The sequence below is a fragment of the Paenibacillus sp. P46E genome (assembly GCF_001909095.1).
Lineage (GTDB): Bacteria > Bacillota > Bacilli > Paenibacillales > Paenibacillaceae > Paenibacillus_AQ > Paenibacillus_AQ helianthi.
The window spans coordinates 283,003-296,011 of record NZ_LVYZ01000044.1 but is presented as its reverse complement, the minus strand read 5'-3'; the positions used below and the strand labels follow the sequence as shown (position 1 = coordinate 296,011).

11 protein-coding genes are annotated in these 13,009 nt (G+C 44.3%); 10 read left to right on the top strand and 1 reads right to left on the bottom strand.

Annotated elements, in window-relative coordinates:
* Positions 1–575 precede the first annotated feature (575 nt).
* Positions 576–1,325 (bottom strand): LytR/AlgR family response regulator transcription factor, encoded by a 750-nt coding sequence (locus tag A3849_RS16980; protein WP_074112470.1) that lies wholly within the window; start codon positions 1,323–1,325, stop codon positions 576–578.
* Positions 1,326–1,543: 218 nt separating this feature from the next.
* On the opposite strand from A3849_RS16980, the gene A3849_RS16975 reads away from it, so the two are divergent.
* The 10 genes from A3849_RS16975 to A3849_RS16930 all read left to right on the top strand — a co-directional run bounded on the left by A3849_RS16975 (position 1,544) and on the right by A3849_RS16930 (position 12,998).
* Entirely contained in the window at positions 1,544–2,104 is a 561-nt protein-coding gene (locus tag A3849_RS16975; RefSeq protein WP_074112469.1) for an accessory gene regulator B family protein, read from the top strand.
* Positions 2,101–2,241 (top strand): cyclic lactone autoinducer peptide, encoded by a 141-nt coding sequence (locus tag A3849_RS16970; RefSeq protein WP_083613548.1) that lies wholly within the window; start codon positions 2,101–2,103, stop codon positions 2,239–2,241. The genes A3849_RS16975 and A3849_RS16970 overlap by 4 nt, the downstream gene beginning before the upstream one ends.
* A gap of 69 nt (positions 2,242–2,310) precedes the next feature.
* Positions 2,311–2,835 (top strand): antiterminator LoaP, encoded by a 525-nt coding sequence (loaP, locus tag A3849_RS16965; protein ID WP_074112468.1) that lies wholly within the window; start codon positions 2,311–2,313, stop codon positions 2,833–2,835.
* 168 nt (positions 2,836–3,003) lie between these two features.
* On the top strand, positions 3,004–4,143 hold the full coding sequence (locus tag A3849_RS16960) for an acyl-CoA dehydrogenase family protein (RefSeq protein WP_218619247.1): 1,140 nt from the start codon (positions 3,004–3,006) through the stop codon (positions 4,141–4,143).
* 12 nt (positions 4,144–4,155) lie between these two features.
* Positions 4,156–4,362: an MbtH family protein gene (locus tag A3849_RS16955; RefSeq protein ID WP_074112467.1), complete on the top strand. Its 207-nt coding sequence runs from the start codon at positions 4,156–4,158 to the stop codon at positions 4,360–4,362.
* Positions 4,363–4,418: 56 nt separating this feature from the next.
* The gene (uvrA, locus tag A3849_RS16950) at positions 4,419–8,336 is read left to right on the top strand and encodes an excinuclease ABC subunit UvrA (RefSeq protein WP_178382724.1); all 3,918 of its coding nucleotides are present in this window, start codon (positions 4,419–4,421) and stop codon (positions 8,334–8,336) included.
* A 38-nt stretch (positions 8,337–8,374) separates the two neighbouring features.
* Positions 8,375–9,106, top strand: a complete 732-nt coding sequence (locus A3849_RS16945; RefSeq protein WP_178382723.1) for an alpha/beta fold hydrolase — start codon at positions 8,375–8,377, stop codon at positions 9,104–9,106.
* A 20-nt stretch (positions 9,107–9,126) separates the two neighbouring features.
* Entirely contained in the window at positions 9,127–9,597 is a 471-nt protein-coding gene (gene tsaA / locus A3849_RS16940) for a tRNA (N6-threonylcarbamoyladenosine(37)-N6)-methyltransferase TrmO (RefSeq protein WP_083613546.1), read from the top strand.
* 58 nt (positions 9,598–9,655) lie between these two features.
* A complete protein-coding gene (locus A3849_RS16935) occupies positions 9,656–10,372 on the top strand; it encodes a thioesterase II family protein (RefSeq protein WP_256700805.1) in 717 nt (238 codons plus the stop codon).
* A 157-nt stretch (positions 10,373–10,529) separates the two neighbouring features.
* Positions 10,530–12,998 (top strand): penicillin acylase family protein, encoded by a 2,469-nt coding sequence (locus A3849_RS16930; protein ID WP_143191840.1) that lies wholly within the window; start codon positions 10,530–10,532, stop codon positions 12,996–12,998.
* Positions 12,999–13,009: the final 11 nt, after the last annotated feature.

Here is a 13,009-nt window from a genome sequence, read left to right as displayed (position 1 = left end):
ATAATATACCGATTATGGAGAGGGCGTAATGCAGGTTTTTTTGTGAATAGTAAAATAAGGTGTTCATTAAAAATAAACTTATAAAAATAATTACTGTGAATAGAATATAATAGGTTTTTCGTATTTTATATTCGTTACCATTCTTGACGAATTTTATAGTAAAAACAATAAAGAACATGACCAGAATAGAGAAAACCAATATCAATAGACGCTTATTAAATTCGGAGTGGTTGGATGCTTCGTTTGTAAGATTCAATATCCTGGTAAGATAAAAGGAGAGGGATTCCGCTATGAAGCCAATGGCCAAGTAAAGCAAAGAAAACAATAGCTTTGTCCCAAGCTGAGCTCTGTACATATTGGAAATGAGAAATGTGCTTGCTACGGATAACATTCCTGTAACTAGCACTGGGAAAAAACATACGGTGGAGGTAAATAGGATTCCTCCAGCTAAGCAATAAAGAAGAGAAATTGTCAGGATACTTTTATCGGACGGTGGCAACAGGACAGAGAAAAAGGAATGCAGCAACAGTAATTGCATAAGTGTAGTACCCATAAATAAAAAGTTATGCAATGCTTCACCCCCTTTGTTTAATCAGAGCGAGCATATAGCGGGCATAGCTATCTTTTATTGTTTGAGCTTTTGAACGGCCGATTGGGAATTCTTCTTTGTTACTCATGACGACCGACGATACTGTGAATTTTAAAACATGTTCCATATTGATTAAGACTGAACGGTGGACGAGTAGGAAAGGATATTCAAGGCTATTGGAATAGCTTTCTAATGTCCCTACACAGGCATAGCGCTGTCCGGTTGTTATGACTTCAAGCCGCTTTTTAGCTATCGTATTTTTAACTTTAGTAATGGCAATAACTGCTGAGTTTTTTAGTACAAGATATTCCCCGTTTGTCTTGATCGTTAAATATCGATTGACGGAAGCTAGAATGTAATTACAAAGCTGGGTCACCTTAGAAATGAATAGCTCATTAGATATTGGTTTAACTAAGTAATGGAATGTTTGCACATCGAAGCTGTCCATCATATATTCAGGATAACTGGTCAAAAAAATGATCTGCACATCACGATCTGGAAGTGAACGGATGTGCTTTGCAGTATTAATGCCGTTTATTCCGTTCATTTCTATATCAAGAAAAAGGATGTGAAACGGATTGGATTCGTGAGTTCTGTAGTATTCCAGGAGTTCCTCTCCTGAGGAAAAAAAATAGGTGTCGAACGAGAAATGGGTGCATTTCGTGAGTATCAGTAATAATTGTTTTATGAGATTATGATTTGCTGCGTCATCATCACATACAGCCACTTGAAACATAGTTCTTCCCCCTGTAAATAAGTTGTCTATTTTCTGCTATTTCAACCCTCCAGGTATTGCGAGCCCCCTAACAACTATAGATAAGTTACATGATCCAACATATAGACTGCAAATACTTGACAAAAAATGCATTTCAACCCCCTTTTTCTCCATTTAGAGACTATTTTAACCCATTAATGGTTTTATATGATATATTCAATTTGACGGGAGGGCGGGGAATGATTGAACGATTTGTGAATAAAACCACAATGTTGGCGGTCAGGCAGGGTGCTATAACCGATGAAGAAATTCCAGTATTTCGCTATGGAATACAGGCTATGATGGAAGTTTTGATGATTACTGCGACTATTCTCTTTATATCCTTGCAAATTGGCCGATTAGCTGAGGCGTGTGTTCTGATAGGATGCGTAATATTGTCAAGGAGTTATGGAAGAGGATATCATGCTCAGACTTTTGCAAGGTGCTATCTGATATCCAGTGTAATCTTCTCGGCAGCCATTCTAACTATCGATCTCATGCCAAGCATTCTGTATTTTTCAGTAAGTATTGTATGTGCGGCAGCTTCTTTGTTGATTTTTATTACTCTATTTCTTATCGCTAAGCCTGAGGATAAGAGGTATCACAACATCAACAAAATAATACATATTACTTTCTTTATTCTCTTTATTTATGCGTGTTATTTCAGTGTATCTAATTCAGTTGTTACAGCTTGTTCTTTCGGTTTTATAATTTCCCAAATATCAATGTTGATTAAACATGTAGAGGAGAGAATAAAATGAACTTTTCAAAATTGTTATGGAAACCTTTATCCGTAGCTGCAGGCTTTTTTGCTTTTGCAGGAGCCAATACCATGTGCTGGTGGATAGCACATCAGACGGATCTGCCTGAGGAAGTGAAGAAGATGCGCAGAATCTAGTAAATATCAGTGTCAATTTGATACGGTTTTCATAAAATGCATAAGAATATTATACAGTAGGTGTTATTCGTGGAATGGTATGCTCTGTTTGTTCAAGCCGATAAAGAAACGTTGGTTGAGAGTCGCATCCATGCTGTATTTAACGAATTTGTCTGTACTTCGTTAGTGCCCAAACGGTTAATGATAGAACGAAGGCAGGGGATTAAACATGCCGCCATTAAGTTATTGTTTCCCTCTTATGTACTAATTAGAGCAACAATGAAACCGGAAATATATTACAAGATTATGGAGATTCCCTATGTTATAAAAATTCTCAATACAGGATCAACCTGCAAGGATGGTTGTTATTGGACATCCATTGATCCTAGTGAGATTGAGACCATCCTTAACCTGGTTGATGTAAATGGAGTGATACATTCCTCAAGAGTAATGGTGGAGGGTTGCGGATTTATTGTAGAAGAAGGACCCCTGCTGGGAATGGAAGATAGAATATCCAAATTAGACAATCATCATAACAGAGCTAAAGTCAAACTTAACTTTATTGGGGACAGTAAGACGGTTGATCTGGCAATCAATGTAAGCCGGAAACCATAGATCGCATTTATCATACCATTAACGACAATGTATCAATCTACATAATCGTTGTTGCGGCACGTTATGTCGGTGATGATACAACATAATCCAAAAATGGTAGTGCAGCTATAAAGCTGGATGACAGGGGAGAAATCTGCCTACTTAATGAAAAATTAGGTACTCGGGGAGATGATAGCAGTGGATTTTAGCACAGTTCAAAAAGAGAGACAAGCAGAATTCCGGGCCTTTGTAGATCAAGATATTATGCCGTATGCCGCGCAAATTGACCAGGAAGAATGCATTCCCAAGGCAATTATTGAAAAGATGGTTGCAAAAGGGTACTGGGGGGCTGATCTGCCACGTGAATTTGGCGGTTCTGATATGGATTTGATTACCGCTGGCCTGCTTCATCAGGAAATTGGCAGGGGCTGCTCTAATGTTAGAAATTTAATCGGTGTTCAAGGAATGGTATCGAGCGCTATCCTTAAATGGGGAACAGAGACGCAGAAACGACATTGGCTGCCAAAAATGGCTTCGGGCGAGGTAACCACCGCTTTTGCACTGACAGAGCCTGATGTTGGGAGCGACATTAGAAATTTGCAGACAGAGGCGGTCCTGGAAGGTTCTGACTATATCCTCAACGGTGCTAAAAAATGGATTACTTTTGGTGGCAGCGCTGATCTGTATATTGTATTTGCTAAATGCCAGGGAAGAATCGGTGCTTTTTTGGTTGAGCGGAATACGCCGGGTTTTATCACAACTCCGATTAAGGGGCTATTGGGCTTCAGAGGTTCTATGTTGGCAGAGCTAACCTTCGAAGATTGCCGGATTCCTGCGGAAAATGTATTGAGCCGCATCGGATTCGGGCTGTCACATGTTGCCAACTACGGATTATCCCATGGCAGATACAGCACAGCGTGGGGGTGTGTGGGACTGGCCCAAGCCTGCCTGGAATCCAGTGTTCATTATGCTGCTGAGCGTCAACAAGGGGAAAAGTTACTGAAAGATCATCAATTAATTCAGGAAATGATAGCGGATATGGAGACAAATATTACTTGTGCCAGATTGCTATGTCTTCATGCCAGCTATTTAAGGGAAAATAATGATGAGCGGTTTGTTATGGAGACGGCTAAAGCCAAATATTTTGCTTCAAGGACAGCATTTAATGCGGCTAATGCCGCAGTTCAGATTCATGGCGCCAATGGTTGCGGATCGGAATATCCCGTTCAAAGATATCTCAGAGATGCTAAAATTATGGAGATTGTTGAGGGAAGCTCACAGGTTCAACAAATAATAATCGCGGCTCATGCGTTCAGAAAAAAATATTAGGAGGAGGTTCAGATGAACAGTAAACAATCCATGCCTATTTATGCTGTAGTGGTGAATGATGAGGAGCAATATTCAATTTGGCCGGAGCATAAAGAAAAACCTCTTGGATGGAATTATACTGGAAAAAAAGGGAATAAAGAGGAGTGCCTGGAATATATTAAAGAGATTTGGACAGATATGAGGCCTTTAAGCGTAAGATCTGGGGAGAGAGGCTTATAACCATCTGTTACAAATTCTAATTAACAATGGGTGTTTCATTGAGGAGGATACTGCTATTGAAAGAGAATGCACTCGCTTATTATTCAGAGCATAGCCCTATGTCAGACCCGAAGGAATATGGAGTTTTGTTAGATGGCATCGGTTCTGATCCTACTGATATGATCAGAATCATCCAGGGAGTATTAATTAACCCGAACGAAGAAGAGGAAATCTACGATATCCGGTTATCGCAGCAGCACAAGGTTGAAGCACATTATCGGACTGTGAGGGAAATGCTGGAACAAATCAACAAAATGGATAAGTCACCTCTTTCGATATCGCGCAAACCTGCAGAACGCTTGTCCGCGACTTACCGGCACTATGCTCTGTTATTGGTCTCTATGCTGCGTTATCATCATATTCCAGCCAGAATGCGTGTGGGTTATTCCCGCTATAGCAGCGAATTTATGAATGAAGACCGGTGGATCGCAGAGTATTGGAATGCAGAACAATCACGCTGGGTGCTGGTGGACCCTTCCATAAGCAATGAATACCAGGAGTTCAATGAGCTCTATGAAATCAATCCCTTGGATATTCAAAGAAATGAACAATTTGTAACAGCAGGCCAGGCTTGGCAGATTACAAGAAGCGGCGAGCTTAAGGCGGATGAATTCGGCTATAAAAAGTTTCGCGGGATGCGCATGATTCGCGGCAGTCTGCTGCATGACTTAGATGCATTGAATAAAGTTGAATTGATGCCGTGGGATTTCTTCGGGGAACTGATTACCAAGGATGAGAAAAAGCTTACACGCGAGGATAAAACATTGCTGGATCGGATCGCCGGGCTTACTTCCAGTGTAGATCAGAACTTTGAAGAAATGGGCCTGGAGTATGAAGATATGCCGTATAGCAAAGCTGTACGTTCCAAGGTTCGTTTAATGGGAGGAGCTGAACAGTCCGCTGAAATTGCTGGCAGCACTATAGCCTCGGCAAGTGATATTTTGATGAAATTTAATAAGGATGAACAACCGTTACCTGCGAGTTCCAATTCGATGGAGAATGAATCGATGTTGGATCGTTTTTTTGCTTTGTCTGCACCTGCTGAAACGGATACAGGCCATATTCTTGTCAAAGGGGCAAACCAGCATAATCTAAAGAATGTAACCATTGCTATTCCGCATTCTAAATTTGTCGTGATCACGGGTGTGAGCGGCAGCGGCAAATCGACGTTGGCCTTTGATACGATTCATGCAGAGGGACAACGCAGGTATTTGGAGCATTTTGGCAGATATATGGCAGTTCCGATGGAGAAGCCGGATGTGGAGCAGATCTCAGGATTAAGTCCCACGGTTGCCATTGAGCAAAAAACGATAGGGCTAAACCCAAGATCCACAGTTGGAAGTCTGACTGATATTTTTGACTATCTGCGTTTGCTCTTTTCCCAGGTGGGAACATCGCATTGTCCCGAGTGCGGGCGTAAGCTTGAAGTCATGACTCCCAATCAAATTGTAGAGACATTAAAATCTATACATGGAAAAACGGAAATCCGGCTATCGGCCAAAATATCACTGACAAGCGAAAAGGCTGTACAGGCACTGCGTAAAAAGGCTTCCGGTCACGGGCTTCACCATATTCTTCATCAAGGAGAGCTTATTAACTGGAATGAGAAGGAGAGAATTTCAAGCATCATCAAGGAGAAGTCCTCCTTTGAGCTTGTGATCTCCCAGTTCTCTCGATCCGCTTCTCCACAAGAAGCCGATCGTTTGGAATCAGCTGTCGAGACGGCGCTTGATTTCGGAAAAGGGATATTGTTGGTGACCCTGGATGAAGGGCAGCAGTTCTTTTTGTACACACATAATACTTGTCCTTATTGTGATCTTGTGTTTACTGAATTGACACCGCAAATCTTCAGCTCCAACAGTCCAAGCGGAATGTGCCCGGAATGTAACGGGCTGGGAGTCAAACTGAACGTGGACATGGACAAGGTCATTACCAACCCTGAAATATCCTTATTGGACGGAGCTTCTCCCTGGTATGGTGCATTACGGCAGTATAAACGTTCCGGAAACTGGATGAAGAGTGAGATTATCGCTTTAGCCGATGCCTGGAATATTGATTTAGAAGCACCTTGGAGGGAACTCCCTGAACGCTTTAGGGAAGCTGCTTTTCAGGGTACGGGAGAAGAGAATGTTCATTTCACCTATGAGATGGAGAAGCGTGGCAGAATGGGCGAAATTGTCCGACCGGTGTTCGGGATTATTCATCATGTGAACCGTCTCTTTCGTGAGACCAAGGCGGAGAATGTCCGGCAACTGCTGCTGGAGTTCATGAGTGAGAAACCTTGTACGCTGTGTAAAGGGGAAAAATTATGTCCTGAAGGAAGATCGGTATCGATCGGGAATATCCGTTTTCCGGAAGTTTCTCGAATGACGATTAAAGATGTTCATGATTGGGTAATCGGATTGCCGCATCAATTAAACGCAAGGCAGCTTGAAATTTCCGGTGATCTGCTTCGTGAATTATTTCTCAAGCTTCGTTCATTGCTGGATGTGGGACTGCATTATTTGTCCTTGGAGCGGACAGCTCCTACATTGTCAGGAGGCGAAAGCCAAAGAATTCGTCTGGCAGTACAATTAATCGGCGGACTGATCAACATGTGTTATGTGTTGGATGAACCGTCTATCGGTCTGCATCCAAGGGATCATGCTGCGATGATTCGAACCCTGCAAAGATTAAAAGAAGCGGGGAATACAGTGTTAGTTGTAGAACATGATGCCGCAACAATGTGTGCTGCCGACTGGATTATTGATATGGGACCCGGAGCCGGTATATTGGGTGGCCATGTTATTGCGTCAGGAACGGTTCAGGATATTATGGATCATCCGCAGTCGGTAACCGGACAATATTTGAGCGGCAGACTGGCTATTCAGTCGCCCAATTCATCCACCCGCCGTGAACCGGCAGGATGGCTGACGGTCAGAAATGCCCGGCTGCATAATCTGAAAGGAATTGATGTGAGCATTCCGACAGGCGTATTGACCTGTGTGACTGGCGTAAGCGGCTCGGGGAAAAGTACGCTTGTATCCCGTATTTTCTCTCCTGCTTTATCCACTGCGGTAGAGCAAAGGGGCAAGGGGGGGATCATGTCTCATACTACAATCGAAGGAACAAATCAGATTGACAAGGTTATCACTATTGACCAAAGACCGATCGGGCGTACACCACGTTCGAACCCTGCAACTTATGTTGAGGTATTCGATGAAATACGCAAATGTTTTGCTGATTTGCCTGAATCCAAGGCTGCAGGATATAAAGTCAATCACTTTAGCTTCAATTCCAAAGGTGGGAGATGCGAAACCTGTGAAGGTCACGGCAAAAAGCAGGTGGAGATGCATTTCATGCCTGATGTATGGGTGACCTGCACAGACTGTCAAGGCAAACGGTATAATCAGAAAACACTGGAGATTAAATACAAAGGGCATTCGATATTTGATGTGCTGGAAATGGATGTAAGCGAGGCGCTCAACGTATTTGCAAAGGAACGGAATATTGTACGAATCTTGAGCGTACTCCAGGAAGTAGGCTTGTCTTATATTAAGCTTGGTCAGAACGCGCTGACTCTCAGTGGCGGGGAGGCCCAGCGGATTAAACTGGCCAAAGAATTAAGCCGGGTAGATACAGGGAAAACCGTGTATATTTTGGATGAGCCCACTACGGGGTTGCACTTTTCCGATATCCAAAAACTTGTGGACTTGCTTCACCGCCTGGTGGATGCCGGCAATACGGTCATCCTGGTTGAACATAATATGGATGTTGTTAAAGCGGCCGATTGGATTATTGATATGGGACCCGAAGGTGGGGATGGCGGAGGTCAGGTGGTGATTGAAGGGACCCCTGAGAACGTGTCCAGTTGTGAAGAGAGTTATACCGGCCGGTTCTTAAAGCAAGAAATGGGATTGGAAAGCGGTCGGAAAGGAGACATTCGTCTAATATGAGGGAACGGCTTGTACATGCTGGGGGAACACGTCTTTTTATGAGAGAGATAGGGGAGGGTGAGCCCGCAGTCATTTTTGAAAATGTAATGGGGGGGAGCTTATCTTCCTGGTGGCCTGTGCAATCAGAGGTTGCGAAGCTGACCAGAACCGTGTCGTACGACAGGGCCGGTATTGGCAGGTCTGCTCGCAGTGAATGTTCAAGGGATTGTGACTTTATGGTTGAAGAGTTGCGGAGCATGTTGCTTCAGGCCCAGCTTGCCCCTCCTTATCTCTTGGTTGGAGCGTCCTTCGGTGCGTTTAATGTTCGTGTCTTTGCCCATCGTTACCCCGGCGAAGTGGCCGGCCTCGTTCTGGCAGAACCTTCCCATGAAGATTATTTGGCGGTACTGAAGCAGAGCAAGCCCGACCATGAATGGTTGACCTATATTGAATCGGCCAACAGGTTTGCAAGAATGGGAGGGGCTGGATTTAATGACGAGTGGGAGCAGATGAATGTGAATTCCGATAAGGTCCGCTCTATGCCTTTGCCCGATCATATACCCGTGGTCATTATATCCTCCACACGATACGGAGAGATTGAAAGAACATTGCATGGCTTAAAACCTGAGGATGTGGAGCGTAGGGTGCAGCTTCACCGCAGCTGGTGCCAGGGGCGAAAGAATGTGCAGCATGTGATTACGTCGAATAGCGGACATCACATTATCGGTGATGAACCGGAGCTGATTACATCCAATATCACTATGATGCTGAAATCCCTATCCAATACATGAAAGAAGGACGGTGAAGGGAAATGAGTTGGTCGGACAGCAACTACTCCTTATACACAATCGGCTTTGTGAAAAAAGTGCAGGGCCCTTTCAACGAGAGCAGCTTTCTGGAGATCATTCCTCCATATGCAGAAGGCCTGAAAGGACTCGATGAGTTTAGCCACGTTATTGTTGTATGGTGGGCGGGAGGCGATAACAGCACGCAAACCAATACTCTAACGATCAGACCTCCATATATGCAGGGGAGAAAGATAGGTGTTTTTGCCAGCCGCGCGCCGTTCAGACCCAATTCTATTGCTATTACCACTTGTGAACTGCTGGCTGTTAATCAAGAAGAGGGATTTGTACAGCTCAGGGGAATTGATGCAGCTGATGGAAGCCGCATCCTTGATATCAAGCCCTATATTCCTGTGTGCGACAGAGTCAAGGATGTTGAAGTAGCCGAATGGATACCTGAAGAATGGAGGGAATGGTGGAAACTTGAAGAATCCTGATTATTATGCGAATCTGAGTCCTTGGATTAGAATACCCAAGCCTAATCCGCAAGCCCGGATGCGGCTATTCTGTTTCCCTTATGCAGGAGCATCTGCATCTGTATATTATCCCTGGTGCCGGGATCTGGTACAGGACCTGGAATTATGCGCGATACAGTTTCCAGGCAGGGAAACAAGGATAGCGGAAGAGCCAATTTCTGCTATGGAGCCGTTAGTGGCGGCATTGTTACCGGAGTTGATGCCTTATCTGGATAAGCCATTTCTCTTTTTTGGACACAGCATGGGAGCAACGGTCTGCTTCGAGATTGCCAGAAGATTGATTCTTTCAGGAAGCCGGATTCCGGAAATGTTGTTTGTCTCAGCAAGCAGGGCTCCACATTTGAAACAAACGGAAGACCCGATCTACCTGTTGCCCGGAGAAGCGTTTATTGAGAGATTACGCAGTTTCAGCGGAACACCTGAAGAGATATTTCAATACCCGGAGCTGTTGGAGTTGTACCTTCCGATACTGCGAGCAGATCTGGCTATTGAGGAGACATATACATGCTCGGGTGTAAGTCCTTTTCCATTCCCGATTTCCGGTTTTGGAGGTGAAGAGGACAAGGAGGTTGACCACAAAGATCTGGAGGCTTGGGCACAATACTCCGCTCCGCTTTTTTCACTCAGATTGTATCCTGGCGGTCATTTCTTTATCAGAGAGCAGCAGCAGACGCTAATCCGGGATATGATGAACGATCTCGCGGCACACATTCCTTATTCTAGCAAGTTGAGCTAAGCTGTATAAGAAGTTTTGTGCAGATGGCTCCAGTACGGCTGGTTAATAAAAATACCCCTCTCAATCGGAGAGGGGTATTTCTTGCGCGATAAATCCTTAGATCAAGGCAGGTGCTGGTGTTGTGAGAAATAAAGAAAAATCTCCCGGAAAACGGAGGTTGAAAAAGTGGATGCTCATTATCGGCGGATTTCTGACGGTACTGCTCATCCTTATTGCAGCGATGGCTTCATGGATGGTATTTGCCCCATGGCCCCAGAAGAACGGAACTATAGAAATTGCAGCGTCTACAGAAACCAACACGAAGAACAATAAGATTGAAATCACAGCAGATACAGCTGGAAAGAGCAGAAAAGCGGAGATTATAAGGGACAAATGGGGGGTTCCGCAAATCTATGCGGATCGGGAAGAGGATCTTCTTTTTGCTCAGGGATATGTTCACGCCCAGGATAGACTCTGGCAGATGGATATGAACCGCAGAGCAATTTCGGGAACATTAAGTGAAGTGTTCGGCGAGATGTCTGTCGAAATGGATAAATACTTTCGTGCATACTCTCTGAAGGAAATTGCCAAGAAAACCTATCCCCAGCTTGATGAAGGTACCCGGAAATTATTAGAGGCCTACTCGGCAGGTGTGAATTACTATATTGAGCAGAATGCAAAATCACTGTCGGTAGAGTTTACAATGCTTGGCATCAAGCCTGAAAAATGGACACCAGAGGACAGTTTGGCTTGGGGCAATATGATGTCCTTATTCATGTCGTACAATCATTCCCAGGAACTCATACGGGCAAAAATGATTGCAAGCAGGAGCGGAGAGGATATCAGTGAGCTGTTTCCTTTTCTGGGAGACAAGAATCCGCTGGTGATTCCAAAGGAAGTTGATAATTACGCTTGGTTAAATCAAGAATTCAAAAAAGTGAGTGCCGGGATTGACAGATGGATGAACAATCATTCGGAAATGTGGGGAAGCAACAATTGGGTTGTCAGTGGTAGCCGGACTACAACAGGACAGCCTATCTTAGCAAATGATACACATATCAATCTGGGAATGCCTTCGCTCTGGTATGAGAACGGTCTGCACGGAGGACGGTTTGACAGTGCCGGATTCACTTTTCCGGGCGTTCCCCTTATTGTAACCGGGCACAATGCCCATATCTCATGGGGGATTACAAATCTGAACTCTGATGTGCAGGACTTATATTTGGAAAAATTCGATCGTGAGCAGGATCCCGGACGGTATCTGTATAAGGGGGACTGGAAGCCTATTACCATAAAGACAGAGCAAATTAACGTAAAGGGTAAAGATCCGGTCATATATAAAGTGTACGCCACACATCACGGAACGATAATTAATCAAGTGCTTGGCCTATCGGATGAGCATCCCTTAGCTCTGCAATGGACGCTGAATGAAGGGAGCACGTTGTTTACATCCATTGTGCAGATCAATCTGGCTAAGGATTGGAATGGATTCCGGGAAGCTCTAAAAACATGGGATAATGCCTGCCAGAATTTCGTCTTCGCAGATACTAAGGGCAACATTGGTTATCAGGCCGCCTGTAAAGTACCGGTTCGTGAATCCAAGCATCAGGGTACAGTTCCGGTTCCCGGCTGGACGGGGGAATACGAATGGAAGGGGTATGTGCCTTTTGACAAATTGCCGACACAGTTCAATCCCCCCGCAGGATATATTGTCACTACCAACAACGATGTGACCCAGTCGAATGCCCCGCTCTCTTATGATTGGGCACCAGGAGATCGGGCAGCGCGTATTAGTGACTTGCTGAAAAAAGGAGGGACTCTGTCTCCACAAGATATGGAAGCCATTCAGACCGATACATATTCCTTGTTCGCAGAAAACATCCGTCCCTATTTATTAGGGGTCCATGCAGATTCGGATTTAGCCCAAAAAGCGTTGGATGAGGTTCGCTCATGGGATCTATACACGGATGTTGACAGTATCGGGACTTCTGTTTTTGAAGTGTGGTATAACTTTATGCTCCGAAATATGTTTGAACGTTCATTTGGCTGGCAAGACAGCGGCGGGGCGATGTTTACGCCTGCATCGTATTTGAATTATCCCGATTGGACTCAGCCAACGATTATCAAGCTGATGAATAATCCTGAAAGCTCTTGGTTTGATGATCCGGAAACAACCGGTATTGAGACGCGGGATGATATGATTGCCAAAAGTTTGGATCAAGCGGTTGAATGGCTGCGTTCACAATACGGGGAAGACATACAGAAATGGAACTGGGGGCGGCTGCATACCGTCACATTTACTCATACACCGTTCGGTCAGAGCGGAATAGCCCTGATGGAAAAAATTTTTAACAGCAAGAAATATGCGATTCCCGGAAGCACTTCAACGGTAAACATGGCCTCCTTCTATTGGAACCAGCCATTTACTGTCGGCTTTGGGACCTCGCAGCGCATGATTATTGATATGAGTCAGCTGAATGATATGAAGACAGTGAACTCTACAGGACAAAGCGGACACTTGTTCCATAAGAACCGGGAGGATCAGATTCCTCTATGGGTGAACAACCAATATATTAATGTATTTTTTTCTGAGGATCAGGTCAGGAGTCACGCAGAGGACAAGCTGATTCTTGAGTTTAAACCGTAAATCACCATACC

Bases quoted from the DNA above. Each gene is read 5' to 3' on its own strand.
- A3849_RS16980 (WP_074112470.1), bottom strand. From the start codon at position 1,325: ATGTTTCAAGTGGCTGTATGTGATGATGACGCAGCAAATCATAATCTC.
- A3849_RS16975 (WP_074112469.1), top strand. From the start codon at position 1,544: ATGATTGAACGATTTGTGAATAAAACCACAATGTTGGCGGTCAGGCAG.
- A3849_RS16970 (WP_083613548.1), top strand. From the start codon at position 2,101: ATGAACTTTTCAAAATTGTTATGGAAACCTTTATCCGTAGCTGCAGGC.
- A3849_RS16960 (WP_218619247.1), top strand. From the start codon at position 3,004: ATGATAGCAGTGGATTTTAGCACAGTTCAAAAAGAGAGACAAGCAGAA.
- A3849_RS16955 (WP_074112467.1), top strand. From the start codon at position 4,156: ATGAACAGTAAACAATCCATGCCTATTTATGCTGTAGTGGTGAATGAT.
- A3849_RS16945 (WP_178382723.1), top strand. From the start codon at position 8,375: ATGAGAGAGATAGGGGAGGGTGAGCCCGCAGTCATTTTTGAAAATGTA.
- tsaA (WP_083613546.1), top strand. From the start codon at position 9,127: ATGAGTTGGTCGGACAGCAACTACTCCTTATACACAATCGGCTTTGTG.
- A3849_RS16935 (WP_256700805.1), top strand. From the start codon at position 9,656: ATGCGGCTATTCTGTTTCCCTTATGCAGGAGCATCTGCATCTGTATAT.